This window comes from Shewanella sp. VB17 (assembly GCF_013248905.1).
Classification (GTDB): domain Bacteria; phylum Pseudomonadota; class Gammaproteobacteria; order Enterobacterales; family Shewanellaceae; genus Shewanella.
In genome coordinates this window covers 2,517,181-2,532,925 of record NZ_JABRVS010000001.1, presented here as the reverse complement: position 1 = coordinate 2,532,925, position 15,745 = coordinate 2,517,181, and the positions used below count along the sequence as shown (strand labels likewise).

General features: G+C 41.6%; 12 protein-coding genes. 5 read left to right on the top strand and 7 right to left on the bottom strand.

Going from position 1 to position 15,745, the window contains the following annotated elements:
• Positions 1-77 precede the first annotated feature (77 nt).
• Positions 78-1,706 (bottom strand): phosphoethanolamine transferase, encoded by a 1,629-nt coding sequence (locus HQQ94_RS10865; protein WP_173294434.1) that lies wholly within the window; start codon positions 1,704-1,706, stop codon positions 78-80.
• A gap of 189 nt (positions 1,707-1,895) precedes the next feature.
• Here HQQ94_RS10865 and eco point away from each other — a divergent pair, with 189 nt between their 5' ends.
• The gene (gene eco / locus HQQ94_RS10860; protein WP_173294433.1) at positions 1,896-2,474 is read left to right on the top strand and encodes a serine protease inhibitor ecotin; all 579 of its coding nucleotides are present in this window, start codon (positions 1,896-1,898) and stop codon (positions 2,472-2,474) included.
• Positions 2,475-2,570: 96 nt separating this feature from the next.
• On the opposite strand, the gene HQQ94_RS10855 is transcribed toward eco, so the two are convergent.
• From HQQ94_RS10855 to zwf, 4 genes are read right to left on the bottom strand one after another with little or no spacing between them, the layout of a single operon-like run.
• Positions 2,571-3,212 (bottom strand): bifunctional 4-hydroxy-2-oxoglutarate aldolase/2-dehydro-3-deoxy-phosphogluconate aldolase, encoded by a 642-nt coding sequence (locus tag HQQ94_RS10855; protein ID WP_173294432.1) that lies wholly within the window; start codon positions 3,210-3,212, stop codon positions 2,571-2,573.
• 17 nt (positions 3,213-3,229) lie between these two features.
• Positions 3,230-5,056 carry a phosphogluconate dehydratase gene (gene edd / locus HQQ94_RS10850; protein WP_173294431.1) on the bottom strand — a complete coding sequence of 609 codons (1,827 nt, stop codon included), beginning with the start codon at positions 5,054-5,056 and terminating at the stop codon, positions 3,230-3,232.
• Between the two features lie 9 nt (positions 5,057-5,065).
• On the bottom strand, positions 5,066-5,764 hold the full coding sequence (pgl, locus tag HQQ94_RS10845) for a 6-phosphogluconolactonase (protein ID WP_173294430.1): 699 nt from the start codon (positions 5,762-5,764) through the stop codon (positions 5,066-5,068).
• Between the two features lie 12 nt (positions 5,765-5,776).
• Complete coding sequence (gene zwf / locus HQQ94_RS10840; protein WP_173294429.1) at positions 5,777-7,249, bottom strand: glucose-6-phosphate dehydrogenase; 1,473 nt, start codon at positions 7,247-7,249, stop codon at positions 5,777-5,779.
• 306 nt (positions 7,250-7,555) lie between these two features.
• On the opposite strand from zwf, the gene HQQ94_RS10835 reads away from it, so the two are divergent.
• Together HQQ94_RS10835 and pyk are read left to right on the top strand one after the other, a co-directional pair.
• Positions 7,556-8,410 (top strand): MurR/RpiR family transcriptional regulator, encoded by an 855-nt coding sequence (locus HQQ94_RS10835; protein ID WP_173294428.1) that lies wholly within the window; start codon positions 7,556-7,558, stop codon positions 8,408-8,410.
• 180 nt (positions 8,411-8,590) lie between these two features.
• Positions 8,591-10,030 (top strand): pyruvate kinase, encoded by a 1,440-nt coding sequence (gene pyk / locus HQQ94_RS10830; RefSeq protein WP_173294427.1) that lies wholly within the window; start codon positions 8,591-8,593, stop codon positions 10,028-10,030.
• Positions 10,031-10,113: 83 nt separating this feature from the next.
• Here pyk and pntB read toward each other — a convergent pair whose 3' ends face one another.
• Both pntB and HQQ94_RS10820 read right to left on the bottom strand, forming a co-directional pair.
• Complete coding sequence (gene pntB, locus HQQ94_RS10825) at positions 10,114-11,514, bottom strand: Re/Si-specific NAD(P)(+) transhydrogenase subunit beta (protein WP_173294426.1); 1,401 nt, start codon at positions 11,512-11,514, stop codon at positions 10,114-10,116.
• 14 nt (positions 11,515-11,528) lie between these two features.
• Complete coding sequence (locus HQQ94_RS10820; protein WP_173294425.1) at positions 11,529-13,073, bottom strand: Re/Si-specific NAD(P)(+) transhydrogenase subunit alpha; 1,545 nt, start codon at positions 13,071-13,073, stop codon at positions 11,529-11,531.
• Between the two features lie 376 nt (positions 13,074-13,449).
• On the opposite strand from HQQ94_RS10820, the gene HQQ94_RS10815 reads away from it, so the two are divergent.
• Both HQQ94_RS10815 and HQQ94_RS10810 read left to right on the top strand, forming a co-directional pair.
• Positions 13,450-13,986: a heme NO-binding domain-containing protein gene (locus HQQ94_RS10815; protein WP_173294424.1), complete on the top strand. Its 537-nt coding sequence runs from the start codon at positions 13,450-13,452 to the stop codon at positions 13,984-13,986.
• A gap of 15 nt (positions 13,987-14,001) precedes the next feature.
• The gene (locus HQQ94_RS10810) at positions 14,002-15,738 is read left to right on the top strand and encodes an ATP-binding protein (RefSeq protein WP_173294423.1); all 1,737 of its coding nucleotides are present in this window, start codon (positions 14,002-14,004) and stop codon (positions 15,736-15,738) included.
• The last annotated feature ends 7 nt before the right edge of the window (positions 15,739-15,745 follow it).

Below are 15,745 nucleotides of genomic sequence, written 5' to 3'. Positions count from 1 at the left end.
ATAATAAAACTAACCACCCTTATAACAATAACCAAATACAGGGATGTTGCCATACTTTTATGTAAATTATCCCCCGTTTATTCCCCTCGACATGAATCGAAAATATCAAGATTTCTATCATAAACAATCGTCTCAATAAACATCAAGCCCAATAATGAATCAAATAAGTTATCATGAGAAAAACCACCCAGATCTGCTTTTCGACTCAAACACATTTGATCTAATTTATTTTCCTCGCTAAACGACGTAGAAAACCAGGTTAACAGAGGAATTTTAATTTGCTCATCGGGGGCGATCGCATAGGGGGTTCCATGTAAATAAAGTCCCTTCTCTGCGAGTGACTCACCATGATCAGACAGATATATCATGCCAGTATTAAACTGTGCAGACTGTGCTTTTAATCTATCAATCACACCCGCAATAATATAGTCCGTGTAGAGGATCGTATTATCATACGTATTCATTAACGCTTGGGCACTACAGTGCTGTATATCACTACGGGGGCAATCGGGAATAAAATATTGATGCTCCTGTGGATAGCGTAGATAATATGTTGGACCATGTGAGCCAATAATATGCAATACAATAAGCGTATCACGATTGTCAATGCTAACGAAGGCAGTGTCCAATTTATCCAAGAGTATTTGATCATAACAGTAGTCGCCATTGCATAATTCAGGATCACTATCCCGTGCAATCATCACATGATTTATCCTGTCGCACACCCCTTTACAGCCACTGTCATTATCGAACCAAATCTGTTGAATACCCGCATGTTCTAATACATCAAGAACATTATCTTGTGCTTGAGATTGTCTGGCATCATATTGAATTCTTGTCATGTTTGAAAACATGCAAGGCACTGACACCGCTGTTGTAGTCCCACAGGAACTCGTATCTTGAAAAGCAGTCAGTCCATGTTTTTTAGTATAAGTATTTGTCGGCCTGTCATAACCATAGTATTCATAATTCATTGCCCTAGCTGTTTCCCCCACAACTAACACAATAAGGTTCCCTTTCCCATTACCTACAGGACGTATATTCACCGCATCAAGCCCTTGCTGTAGATAAGGCAAAGGAGTCTGCAAATAATATTGACTAATATATAGCATTATCGAGCGCATAAAATAAGTGGGGATGATTGAGCGCCTAAGCTGGTCATTATGATGATTAAATGCAGCATAGTGAGGGTAATAAAAGAAAGCAATAAAGCCAATTCCCATGAGCATGATAAGCATAAATACCAGTTTATGGATAGCTTCATTGATGACAGGCTTGTAAACTATGTTAACCTTAAAAATCAATACTGTAGGTATTATACCTGTCAACATAAAATAGCACAAAGACGAAAAATTAACGTAGGTTAAGGCTTCAGCCTGATTGGTTTGCATAATATTCGCGATCATTTCAATATCAAACACGGCACCGTACTGAAGTTCTGCAAAAAACACACCCGATGAAAGTAAGGTTATCAAGATAAAAATAGGCTTTAAAAGATATTTAACACTTACACATGAGAAGAAAAAACTAATCAAGAAAACTAAAAATAACGGGAGTGTTGCAATAAAAAAAACATCGGTTTCAGTTTGTTTTTCAACCCCTAGCTTAACCAGCTTAAAAAAAGGAATATTGAAAATACACACATAATAGACAGTAACAAGCAGAGTAAATTGATTGACCGTTAGACTCTTAGCATGAAATAGCACTTAATCCTCAATAAAATTTATATCAAACAACCAACATAATAGTCAAGCCAAACAAAAATAACAATTATCCACGATAAACAGTAAAAATACACAACACCGCAATTAAAAAAATAAACCCTTTTCAATCTGTTCTACGTTTATATGATTAAATACACCCATACATTAACTTTACCGCTATTGAGATATTTCATGACAATACCAAGATCACTTTCTTCGACAGCACGCATTATCAGCACATCAGTACTAGCTATAGCATTGTTTTCATTTAATCTATTAGCAGCCGACAGCTCACAGAACAAGGAATATCAACACAAGATGATCACTTCACAAACGTTTAGCTCTATCAATTATCAAGCAGATGAAAATGTAAAAATGTTCCCTGCCCCAAATCAAGGAATGGAGCAGCATATCTTAACCTTATCTCAGTTAAATAATGAAGCCGATTATATGGTTGAGATACAGATAGGAAAGACGCAATTAGTCGACTGTAATAAACACGGTTTATTTGGTGCACTCACCACTCTCACCGTTAAAGGATGGGGATATCAATACTATCAAGTCAACAGTATTAAGCCAGGTCCCAGCACCCTGATGGCTTGCTTTGACAAAGCAAAAACTGAGCAGTTTCTATCGATACAGGATAAATTAATGCTCAAGTATGATAGTCGCTTACCTAAGGTCTTCTACCTACCACAAGGTAGCGAACTAAGATACCGAGTCTGGCGTGTTGATACTGAATTTAATACCTCATCATACCAATCACACTAAAATAGTCTTCACTTTGACAACGCATGATTTACTACTATTTATACAAAAAAGGCACCTTTTAGGTCGCCTTTCTTGTATAAATTAATGACGCAGGGATTAAATACCGCTAATTGCAGCTTTACAAAGTTGAGTTATACGTGCCCAATCACCTTGCTCCATCGCATCAGAAGGAGCAATCCAGCTACCACCAATACAATCAACATTGCTCAGAGCGAGGTAATCTTTATAGCTACTTGGCGTTATTCCTCCCGTAGGACAAAAACGAATATCGGCAAGTGGACCAGAAAAAGCCTTCAATGCCTTGACTCCACCAGAAGCTTCAGCCGGAAAAAATTTAAAGTTAGTGTACCCCAATGCCATACCTGCCATGACTTCAGAAATACTGGCTACACCTGGAATTAACGGCACAGAGCCCTCCATTGCCGCTTTCAATAAACTCGGTGTGGCACCCGGGCTTATCACAAATTGAGCACCAGCATTGACGGCTTGCTTAAGCTGCGCTTCATTTAAAACAGTCCCAGCCCCCACTAACGCATCAGGCACTTCTTTCGCAATTTTAGTGATAGCCTCTAATGCGCAAGCGGTACGTAGCGTAACTTCCAATACGCTGATCCCACCAGCAACCAGTGCTTTCGCTAACGGCACAGCATCTTCAATTTTATTGATCACCATAACAGGAACAATGGGGCTACGATTAAAAATATCTTGTGCTTGTAACGACCAGTTATTCTTAGACATTGCAATATTCTTCCTAATTAATAGTTTTCATCTATGGTACTGGTACAACGTGCACCAGTTTCCGGGCTACTTAAATTTGAACGTAATGCACCGAACAACTCTCGACCCATCCCATAACTGGTACTACGCAACATGACCTTTTCAGCCTCTCGAGCCTGTATTTCTGCGACTGAAAGCAACAGTGTTAGCTCTCCGGTCTTGGCATTAATGCGGATCATATCTCCATTTTGAATTTTAGCGATAGCCCCGCCATCTAACGCCTCAGGTGTCAGATGGATAGCTGCAAGCACTTTTCCTGATGCGCCAGACATACGGCCATCAGTCAACAGAGCAACCTTAAAACCACGATCTTGAAGCGTACCTAATATTGGTGTTAATTTATGTAGCTCAGGCATGCCAATAGCTTTAGGGCCTTGTCCTTTAACAACAACAACACAATCTTTATCCAGCTCACCAGCTTTGAAAATAGCCTCAAGTTTATTTTGATCATCAATCACCACGGCAGGTGCTTCAACGATACGATGTTGCTCTTGCACAGCCGAGACCTTGATCACTGCACGACCAAGGTTACCTTTAAGTAACTTAAGTCCACCGTTTACTTGGAAAGGTTCACTGACTTTAGTCAACACCTCTTTGTCTAAACTGTCTGCTTGTCCATCAACCCAAGTTAACTTACCCTCAACCAAACGCGGCTCTTGGGTATATTTACGCAGCCCGTAACCTGCAACCGTGTTAACATCTTCATGTAAAAGACCTCCATCAAGCAATTCTTTCACTAAAAAAGCCATTCCACCTGCCGCATGAAAGTGATTAATATCTGCATGACCATTAGGGTACACACGGGCAATTAATGGCACTGCATCAGAAAGCTCTGAAAAATCATCCCAGTTAACCATCACTCCTGCTGCACGGGCGGCGGCAACAATATGCATCGTCAAATTCGTTGACCCGCCTGTCGCGAGCAAGGCAACTATCCCATTAACGATTGATTTCTCATTAACAATTTCACCAATAGGCGTATATTGAGTGCCCATTTCCGTCAAACGACACACTTGCTGAGCCGCCGTTTTATTTAGCACCTCACGCAAAGGATCATCAGGGTTCACAAATGATGATCCGGGGAGCTGCAACCCCATTACTTCTAACATTAACTGATTACTATTGGCGGTTCCGTAAAAAGTGCATGTTCCCGCACTGTGATAGGATGCCGATTCTGCTTCAAGTAACACGGTACGATCAACCAAACCTTGTGCAAATTTCTGCCGGATCCGGGCTTTCTCTTTATTGGGGATCCCAGACTTCATTGGGCCTGCCGGGACGAATAACATTGGCAGATGACCGAAACTCAATGCACCAATCAAAAGACCCGGTACTATCTTGTCACAGATCCCCAGCAACAAGGCACCGTCAAACATATTATGCGACAACCCAATCGCTGTAGACATGGCTATCACTTCGCGACTAAGTAAACTTAACTCCATGCCTGGTTGCCCTTGAGTCACACCATCACACATCGCAGGAACCCCAGCGGCCACTTGAGCAACACTGCCGACTTCAGCACACGCTTGCTTTAATAAATCCGGGTAGGTTTCGTAAGGCTGATGAGCCGACAGCATGTCATTAAATGCAGTAACGATACCGATATTGGCTTTAGTTAACGCTTTAATAGACTGTTTGTCGTCAGGTTTACACGCTGCAAAACCATGGGCTAGATTGCCACAGCTCAGGGAACTACGATGCACCCCATTATTTTTAGCCTCATCGAGGGCCGCTAAATATTTTGCTCTTGGTTCTTTGCTTCTGGCTATGATTCTATCTGTTACTGCCTGAACTACTGAGTGCATAATGGCTCCTTAGGCGCTCCAATAAACATCGACAGGGGTCTTGTTTTGACCTAAAACAGCCCTGATCGGCATGCTATTTGCGTTCTCGTTTTCGAGCGCTTGACGATAAACCGTTAACTTTTGTTCACCGACAATGTGTAAATATATCTGACGACTCGCCAGAACCGCGGTTTTAGATAAAGATAAACGTGAGTTGGGTGCACTCTCAGGATTCACTGCTACGCACAGTTCATCTGTAGACAGCGCAACGTCAATCTCTTTCGAGCAAGGAAACCAAGAACATGTATGCCCGTCATTTCCCATACCTAAAATCACCACATCAAAAGGACGTGGTAAATGCGCTAATTGTTCTATCGCCATGTCACACCCCTCTTCTGGAGTGGAAAACATATTCTTTAACCCTTGAAACTTCGCATTCGCCGCTTTATTTTGCAGGAGATGAGCTCTAACCAATTTTTCATTAGAATCATTAGCTTCCGCGTCAACCCAACGCTCATCAGCTAACGTAATATACACCTCCCCCCACTCAACCTTTTTGTTGCTCAGCAACTGGAATAACTTCAGTGGTGTCGACCCTCCAGAAACGATCAAACTGGCTTTCCCACGACTATCGACACCCGCTTGAAGTTGCTGTGCAATACGTTCAGCAAGCTGCTCCTCTAACGCTTCTTTATTCTCAAATGACTTAAATACACTTGCTTGAATCATGTCTTATCTCCTTTATTCATCCCAAGAGCGGCCATCTTTTGCTATCAAAGCAACCGCTGCCACAGGTCCCCAGCTGCCTGCAGGATAGGGTTTAGGCTTATCATTGCTTTCAGTCCAAGATTCAATAATCCCATCAACCCACGTCCAGGCCTGCTCGACTTCATCACGACGTACAAACAATGCCTGATTACCTAACATTGCCTCGAGTAACAAACGTTCGTAAGCATCAGCAATACGTTCATTTTTAAACGTGTCGGTGAAACTTAAATCAAGTTTAGTGGTTTGTAGACGTTGTTTTTGCTCAAGACCTGGCACCTTATTCATCATCTGAATTTCAATACCTTCATGAGGCTGCAAACGGATTGTTAATTTATTGGGTGGCAGATTACGGTAATTTGAACGGTATAAATTATGAGGCGGATTTTTAAAGTACACCACAATCTCAGAACTCTTAGTCGGCATCCGTTTACCACTTCTAAGGTAAAAAGGCACGCCAGCCCAACGCCAATTATCGATATCGACACGCAGAGCAACAAACGTTTCAGCATTCGATTGTGTGTTCGCACCTTCTTCTTCCAGATATCCTGGTACAGGAGAGCCCTGTAAGAAACCGGCAGAGTACTGACCACGTACCGTATTTTCGTAAATATTATCTAAATTAATAGGCCGCAGTGATTTAAGTACTTTCACTTTCTCATCACGAATACTGTCAGCATCGAGATTAACTGGTGGATCCATCGCCACGAGGGTCAGCACTTGCAAAAGATGATTTTGAATCATATCTCGCATTTGTCCTGCTTTATCGAAGTAGCCCCAACGGCCTTCAATACCTACCTCTTCAGCCACTGTGAGCTGAACATGATCTATGGTTCTGTTATCCCATTTAGATGCAAATAAAGAATTTGCAAAACGCAGTGCGATGAGATTTTGAACCGTCTCTTTACCTAAATAATGGTCAATACGGTATACCTGATCTTCGTTGTAAAAAGCAGCCACTTGATCATTGATCACTTTAGATGATGCCAGATCTGAACCAATCGGCTTTTCAAGCACAACACGAGAGTCAGAGTGAATAAGGTTTTGTTCGTGAAGGCAACGACAAATATCACCAAAAATAGAAGGTGGCGTCGCAAAATAACTGACCATGACACGTTTTGTCGGTTCTAACAGTTCATGAAAGGCTTGATAACCTTCTGATTCGGTGAAGTTGGTGCCAATATAATGACAACGCGCTAAGAAACGAGCCAGAGTCTCTTGACAGAGTTCTTCTTTGATAAAGCCTGTTAACGCCTTAACGACTAATTCATTATATTCTTTATCAGTAAAAGCATCTTTAGCAACGCCAATCACTTTCGTCTCTTCGTTAAGTAAACCCGCCTTATCCAGTTGATATAATGAAGGCAGTAATTTACGACGAGCTAAGTCACCTTTAGTACCAAACAATACAAAATCACAAGCTTTGGCTTCTGGTGTTGTTATGCCCATAGCTTCTCAATCTCCTTTCATCGTGGTGCCCCATCGAATCGATGAGAACTCACCCATTTGTTGTAATATAACAACAGGATTTATTAATTGCATCAAAATTCTGTAAAAATACGACACTAACAGCCCTAGGCATTGCTATACATAATCTGATATGCTTTTGTTGATTAAATGGCTATATATAATAAAAAGTTTACCCCATTCATTCATTATCATTCGTCACCCACGTCACGTTTCTGCGACTTAAAACGTACAAAAATGACAAAAAAATAAAATATAATTACATTACTTTCGAGTGGATATACGCATATGAATACCCTAGAGAAGGTTCAAAAAAGCCTTACACATTTTAGTAAATCAGAGCGAAAAGTCGCTGAGGTTATTTTAGCCTCGCCTCAAACAGCAATCCACTCTAGTATAGCTACATTAGCTAAAATGGCTGATGTGAGTGAACCTACCGTCAACCGTTTCTGCCGCAGATTGGATACCAAAGGTTTTCCTGACTTCAAACTTCACTTAGCTCAAAGTTTAGCCAATGGGACACCTTATGTCAGTCGTCATGTAGAAGAAAATGACAGCCCTGATTCATACACAACAAAAATATTCGAATCTTCAATGGCTTCCCTTGATACAGCAAGACAAAGCATTGATACAGCAGCCATCAATAGAGCCGTTGACATACTGACTCAAGCCAAGAAAATTTCATTTTTTGGCCTTGGCGCATCTGCTTCTGTTGCTCATGATGCACAAAATAAATTTTTCAGATTCAACGTCCCAGTTATTTGTTTTGATGATGTTTTAATGCAACGAATGAGCTGTATTAACAGCGGTGAAGGAGATGTTATCGTCTTAATTTCACATACTGGTCGCACTAAATCAATGATCGATATAGCCCGTATCGCAAGGGAGAATGGTGCGGCAGTAATAGGCCTAACAACCCGTAATTCACCTCTCTCATATGAATGTACATTACCTGTCACCTTAGAAGTCCCTGAAGATACCGACATGTATTTGCCTATGGCTTCTCGCTTAGCTCAACTAGTTGTGATTGATGTACTTGCAACCGGTTTTACTCTACGTCGTGGACCACGCTTTAGAGAAAGTTTGAAACGTGTTAAAGAGGTATTGAAAGAATCTAGGATAGATAAAGATCCCAATTTGTGATCTTTTTCTCGGTATTGTGGCAGTATCACATCATTATTCTGTCGTAATACCGCTCATATTTCAGTTAACCTCATCTATTTCATCCTTTATATAAGATCATTTTGTTGGTAACTTTCCTACAAAAACATCCATTACCTGTTAATATAATGTCATATTTTTTACACATTAACGGAGTATCTCATGTTCCGCAGAACCAAAATTGTCACTACTTTGGGTCCAGCAACTGATCGCGATGACACCCTACGTCGTATGATAAAAGCAGGGGCTAACGTTGTACGACTTAATTTCTCTCACGGCTCACCTGAAGACCACATCAAACGCGCTGCAGACACACGAAAAATTGCTAAAGAGCTGGGAGTTCATGTCGCTGTATTGGGTGATCTTCAAGGCCCTAAAATTCGAATATCAACCTTCCAAGATAATAAAAAAATACACCTACCATTAAACCACCGCTTTATATTAGATGCTGAACTGGAAACAGGGTTAGGTAATGAAGACCAGGTGGGTATCGACTACAAAGCATTACCTAATGATGTCAATATTGGTGACATTTTGATGCTTGATGACGGTCGGGTTCAATTACGTGTCGAACAAATCGATGGCAATAAAATACACACTTCAGTGACCGTTGCTGGTCCCTTATCCAATAATAAAGGGATCAATAAACAAGGTGGCGGCTTATCCGCGGCAGCGCTAACTGAAAAAGATAAGCGTGATATTATCACCGCTGCTGAAATTCAAGTTGACTACCTCGCTGTTTCCTTCCCCCGTAATGGCACCGATCTTCACTATGCTCGCTCATTAGCTCGCGCTGCTGGCAGTAATGCACTGATTGTGGCTAAAGTGGAACGTGCTGAAGCCGTTGCAACAGAGGCTGCGATGGATGATGTGATCCTCGCCTCAGATGTTGTGATGGTGGCTCGAGGTGATTTAGGGGTTGAAATTGGCGATCCAGCGCTTGTTGCTGTGCAGAAAAAGCTTATCAACCGCTCTCGTGAACTCAACAAAAGCGTGATCACGGCCACACAAATGATGGAGTCAATGATCACCAACTCGATGCCGACACGTGCAGAAGTCATGGATGTGGCGAATGCAGTGCTCGACGGTACCGATGCCGTTATGCTCTCAGCTGAAACAGCAGCAGGTGACTTCCCAGTAGAAACCGTCACAGCCATGTCGGACGTATGCCTAGGCGCTGAAGCACATCCAAGCGTACAACTATTTAAACATAGACCAGATCAAAGTTTTGAGTCAATTGAAGAAACAATTGCATTATCCACTATGTACGCAGCCAACCATCTTAAAGGCATTAAAGCCATTGTCGCATTAACCGAATCTGGTGCAACCGCAGAACTCATGTCACGAATAAGTTCATCATTGCCTATTTTTGCTTTATCTCGTCATGATGTCACATTAGCGAAAATGGCCATGTATCGGGGAGTAAAACCCATTTATTTCGATTCAACTAATGTGAGTGCCGATGACGTTGCACGTCAAGCATTAGCCGCACTGGCTACATCTGAAGATCTTAACAGCGGTGATATGGTGTTGATGACAAAAGGGGATTCAATGGAAACCATTGGTGGTACTAATACTTGTAAAATATTAATCGTTGCTTAGCAACATTGTTGAGTTGTTAGTCAATCAAATACCAGCCATCATTGGCTGATATTTGATTGCCACAATATAGTTTAATTCAAATGCTAAAGACTGGCTAAAATTTTATTGACACTTTCTTTAGCATCACCAAATAACATTTCAGTATTATCTTTGAAAAAGAGCGGGTTTTGTACACCAGCATAACCTGTTGCCATTGAGCGCTTAAACACGACAACACTGTCAGCATGCCACACTTCAAGAACTGGCATGCCTGAAATGGGACTTCCTGGCTCCTTCGCTGCAGGGTTAACCGTATCGTTCGCACCAATCACCAACACTACGTCCGTATCGGCAAAGTCATCGTTGATTTCATCCATCTCCATTACAATATCGTATGGCAATTTAGCTTCAGCCAAAAGCACATTCATGTGACCAGGTAACCGCCCCGCCACAGGATGAATAGCAAAACGCACATTCACACCTCGTTGACGTAATTTTTGAGTTATTTCTGCAACAGGGTATTGTGCTTGTGCCACCGCCATTCCATAACCAGGTGCAATGATGACATTACGTGCATTTTTCAACATGTCAGCGACCTCATCAGCCTGAATTTCACGGTGCTCACCCTGTTCTGCATCACTGCTGAGCACGGTGCCACTTTCGGTGCCAAAGCCCCCTAAAATAACTGAAATAAATGAACGATTCATTGCTTTACACATAATGTAAGAAAGAATCGCACCAGAACTACCGACTAATGCACCAGTGATAATCAACAGATCGTTACCTAACATGAAGCCCGCAGCTGCTGCTGCCCAACCTGAATATGAATTCAGCATAGACACCACAACAGGCATATCTGCGCCACCAATGGCAGACACCAAGTTATAACCAAATACAAAAGCGATTAAGGTCATAATAACTAATGCGCTAATGGCATCAGTTTGCATGTAATACCCCCCTAACATCACAGAAGCGGCAATCATACCTAAGTTTAACCAATGTGCACCAGGTAAGCTTTTAGGTGTACTGCTAACCAATCCGCGAAGCTTAGCAAATGCCACCACTGAGCCGGTAAAGGTAACGCCACCGATAAATATACCTAAGAAAACTTCAACATCATGAATTGTTTTCGCCACCGGATCGATATGCCCGGTCACAGCATCCATTAAGCTACCGTGATCTAATGTACTGGAGAAACCCACAAGCACCGCCGCCATCCCGACAAAACTGTGAAGAATAGCCACCAGCTCTGGCATCTCCGTCATTTCAACTTTCAGTGCTAAGCGCACACCAATGGCTGCACCGATGAGCATGGCACATGTAACGATCCAACTATTGCCTTCAATTTGAGTACTGGCAAGCGTCGCAACTATCGCAATCGCCATCCCGATAATACCCAAAATATTCCCACGCTGAGCGGTCTCTTGTTTACTTAAGCCTGCAAGACTGAAGATAAACAGGACAGCGGCAACCAAATAAGCTGCACTTAATAATCCTATAGACATATTCGTCAATTCCCTTAATCTTTACGGAACATTTTCAGCATACGCTGAGTCACGGTGAATCCACCGGCAATGTTAATCGAAGCAATCAATATCGCGATCCCAGATAAAATCAACACCACCGTATTGTCACTGTTCATCTGTACCAGCGCGCCGACGACAATAATGCCACTGATCGCATTAGTGACACTCATTAAGGGAGTATGCAATGAATGACTCACATTCCAAACCACGTAATAACCGACAACACATGAAAGTACAAACACGCTAAAGTGCTGCAGAAAATCCGTTGGCGCAGACTGAGCAATGAGGCCAAATAAGCCCACTGCAACCGTTGCGACTATCGGTTTAATCCAAGGATTACTTTTCTTCTCAACCACGTCAGCTTTTGCCTCTTGAACCCTTGCTTGTGGTTGTGCACTGACCTGGATAACAGGCGGCGGAAAGGTGATCTCCCCCGCGTTAACTGCCGTAACACCACGGATCACTTCGTCATCAAAGTTAATGTCATAATGGCCATTTTTCTCTGGCACCATCAGCTTGAGTAAATTCACCAAGTTAGTGCCGTATAATTGACTTGCCTGTGTTGGAAGCCGACGTGACAGTTCGGTATAACCCACAATCGTCACATCGTTAACAACGGCAACCTCACCGGGAACGGTCAGCTCACAGTTGCCCCCATTGGCAGCAGCCAGATCAACAATCACACTACCTGGCTTCATCAAGCCAACCATATCGGCTAAAATCAATTTTGGTGCAGGCTTTCCCGGAATAAGTGCAGTAGTAATGATAATATCAACGTCTTTAGCCTGCTCACGAAACAAGGCCATTTCAGCATCAATAAAGGCTTTACTCATGACTTTGGCATAACCATCACCAGAACCAGACTCCTCTTCAAAATCGACTTCTAAGAATTCTGCACCCATCGAGTGGATCTGCTCTTTCACTTCGGGGCGAGTATCGAAGGCGCGAACAATAGCCCCTAAACTCCCTGCAGTCCCTAAGGCTGAAAGACCGGCAACCCCCGCACCAATGATCAATACTTTGGCAGGCGGTACTTTCCCTGCCGCGGTAATTTGACCTGTAAAGAAACGGCCGAAATGGTTAGCCGCTTCAATAACAGCACGATATCCATCGACATTTGCTAATGAGCTACGGGCATCCAGGGATTGAGCCCGTGAAATACGTGGCACCATATCCATAGCAAGTAAATTAATGCCTTTTGTCTTACATTTTTCAAGCAACTCAGGATTCTGAGCCGGCCAGACAAAACTGGCAACCGTGGTGCCTGCTTGCATTAAATCGGCTTCGTCAATGCCACTCAGCGTGTCAATCGTCGGTGCATTCACTTTCAAAATAAGATCGGCTTGAAATGCTTTTTCAAGACTCACAATCTCAGCACCCGCTTCTTGATAAGCTTCATCTTTAAAATTGGCAGCTTCTCCAGCACCGCGTTGTACAACCACACTGAAACCCAATTTTTTAAGTTGAATAACAGTGGCTGGTGTCGCGGCTACCCGGCTCTCCTGATCAAGGATCTCCCTTGGTATTCCGATTTGCATAATGTTTTCCTGATGTCGATAGTGATAGTGAACTTCTCTACTGCAATTAACACACGCCTTGCACGATAACGCATTCGTTAATGTTTCATTATATTTTACGACAAGGCAATCAATAATACTCAAAAATCAGTTAAGCATGCCATAAAACCTAACAACAATAACAAGATATTTGGTTTATGAGTCAATAATTTTCAATAATTAAATTTAGCGCCATTTTAATCGACAAAACAGTCATCATGATGATGACTCACCCATTGATGCTCCCATACGCCTAGCTTAATCAATGTTTATCATCGCGACCTTAAGCTTGTTCAGATTGCTAAAAACCTGACCATAAACTAGTTTTACTTTAACGATGAAACAGAGTAATACACAAATGAAAGGCATCATTTTTTCTGAATTTTTAACTTTAGTTGAAGATAAATTTGGTTTAGACATTTGCCAGCAAATACTCGATGATAACAATGACACTGGTGCCTACACTAGCGTAGGTACCTACGACCATTTAGCACTGGTTAAGCTGATCGTCAGTCTTAGCAAATTAACCGGTATTTCCGTTGAGCAGCTCCAAGAAGTCTATGGCAAATCGATCTTCATTAATTTATACCAAAGTATGCCGGGACTGGAAGGAAAAACAAAATCCACATTTGAGTTTGTTAAGAGTGTAGAAGAATACATTCATATCGAAGTAAAAAAACTCTATCACAATGCAATGCCACCTGAATTCATCTTTATTTCGGAAACAAAAGCACAGCTGGTGATGGACTATCATTCAGCACGCTGTCTATCACATGTTTGTCTTGGATTATTGCATGGCTGTGCTGAGCATTTTAACGAGAAAATACACATTGATATGGATCCACTCAATCCTCAAGAGTCTGAAGTCCGATTTTGCCTAACGCTGGGCGAATAAACAATGTGTCTTACTATGAATAATGAAAATACTGAATTAAAGAAAAAAATCAGTTTACTGACTAAGAAAGTGGCTAGGGAACAGCAGGCAAGACTCGCAGCCGAAATGCTGTTAGATGAGAAAAGTCGTGAACTTTATCTAGCAAAACAACTGGTAGAAGACAATCTCCATATCGTGCAAGAAAAGTCTGATCAAGGCATGGCATTAATCACGCTAAAAAGTTATTTAGATTCTATTTTATTAAATTTCACCCAAAGTTTTCTCCAAAAACCCATGACCAATACATTACTTCAGTTATTGGTTGATGATCTTGCCGCTGTAGAAACATTCACCTCAGTGCTACTTACATTTATCGATACCAACGACAAAACACAGCACATCGTATTGAACTCCGGCTCTCCCTATCAATGGCATTCAATACCTAACCTTAAGGCATGTAACTGGAATAACAATGCCAATGAGATCACCATGTTTATCAACAGTGACGATACCTACTTAGGATCATTAAAAATTGCATTATCTGTTCCTATTCGTTGGACTGAAGTGATCGAAAAACAGCTGCTTCTTTTTACTGACATGCTCTGTGCAGCTTACCAAAGACAAGCCTTATTAGAACGCACATTAGCTCAGAAACAGCGTGCTGAACAATCCGAAAGTTCAACACGAGATTTTGTCGCCATGATCAATCATGAATTAAGAACACCACTCAATGGTTTATTAGGCAGTACAGAGCTGATGCTCCAAACACCAATGAGTGTATATCAAACCACCCTAATACAGACAATGTTCCAATCTGGTGAATTATTAAAAGTGATCATCAATGATTTATTAGACGTCAGTAAAATCAACGCGGGAATGCTGCAACTAAATGAAATCGCTTTTTCTACACAACAACTTTGCGACATGATCCGAGATTTGTTCAAAGCACCAACAATGGAGAAATCCCTCGATTTCGAATTTCATTATCACAACAACATACCTAACTATTTATTGGGAGATCCTGACAGAATTAAACAAATATTTGTCAATTTAATTGGCAATGCCATTAAGTTCACCGAAAAAGGTCAAATATCAGTAGAAGTCTACTGGTTAAATGAACGCTTTTATTTTTCTATCAGTGATACTGGATTCGGCATTGCTCCTGAGCACATAGATGCTATTTTTAAACCATTCACACAAGCTAACAATCGCAGTAATCGACACTTTGAAGGCACTGGGCTGGGCTTAACCATTTGCACCCTCTTAGTCAATGCAATGAATGGCAGCATCACCCTCAACAGTGATATTAATATAGGCAGTACATTTTCTGTTTCATTACCACTAAAAGAGATCCAAGCGCCTTCTCACCAGCTTGACACCGTTTCAACTACCTCTTTTAAACAGCTATCTATACTCGTTGTCGAAGACAGCCAGACCAATCAAATGCTCATTAAATTAATGCTGGCTAAACTTGAAATCACTCCTAAAATTCTATCCAATGGACAAGAAGCTCTTGATTATTTAGAAAAAAATGATGTTGACCTTATTTTAATGGACTGTCGAATGCCCATCATCGATGGTTATCAAGCCACTGCTGCACTTCGTGCTAAAGGCTATGTAAAACCCATTATTGCACTCACTGCAGGCACAACCTCAACCGAGCAAGACTTATGTAAAGCAGTCGGCATGAACGACTTGATAAGTAAACCCTATAAGATGCAAGAGCTAAGCGTCATGCTAACCAAATGGAAACCTAACAAAAACACACTTTAAACAATTA

Bases quoted from the DNA above. Each gene is read 5' to 3' on its own strand.
- eco (WP_173294433.1), top strand. From the start codon at position 1,896: ATGACAATACCAAGATCACTTTCTTCGACAGCACGCATTATCAGCACA.
- HQQ94_RS10855 (WP_173294432.1), bottom strand. From the start codon at position 3,212: ATGTCTAAGAATAACTGGTCGTTACAAGCACAAGATATTTTTAATCGT.
- edd (WP_173294431.1), bottom strand. From the start codon at position 5,056: ATGCACTCAGTAGTTCAGGCAGTAACAGATAGAATCATAGCCAGAAGC.
- pgl (WP_173294430.1), bottom strand. From the start codon at position 5,764: ATGATTCAAGCAAGTGTATTTAAGTCATTTGAGAATAAAGAAGCGTTA.
- zwf (WP_173294429.1), bottom strand. From the start codon at position 7,249: ATGGGCATAACAACACCAGAAGCCAAAGCTTGTGATTTTGTATTGTTT.
- HQQ94_RS10835 (WP_173294428.1), top strand. From the start codon at position 7,556: ATGAATACCCTAGAGAAGGTTCAAAAAAGCCTTACACATTTTAGTAAA.
- pyk (WP_173294427.1), top strand. From the start codon at position 8,591: ATGTTCCGCAGAACCAAAATTGTCACTACTTTGGGTCCAGCAACTGAT.
- pntB (WP_173294426.1), bottom strand. From the start codon at position 11,514: ATGTCTATAGGATTATTAAGTGCAGCTTATTTGGTTGCCGCTGTCCTG.
- HQQ94_RS10820 (WP_173294425.1), bottom strand. From the start codon at position 13,073: ATGCAAATCGGAATACCAAGGGAGATCCTTGATCAGGAGAGCCGGGTA.
- HQQ94_RS10815 (WP_173294424.1), top strand. From the start codon at position 13,450: ATGAAAGGCATCATTTTTTCTGAATTTTTAACTTTAGTTGAAGATAAA.
- HQQ94_RS10810 (WP_173294423.1), top strand. From the start codon at position 14,002: ATGAATAATGAAAATACTGAATTAAAGAAAAAAATCAGTTTACTGACT.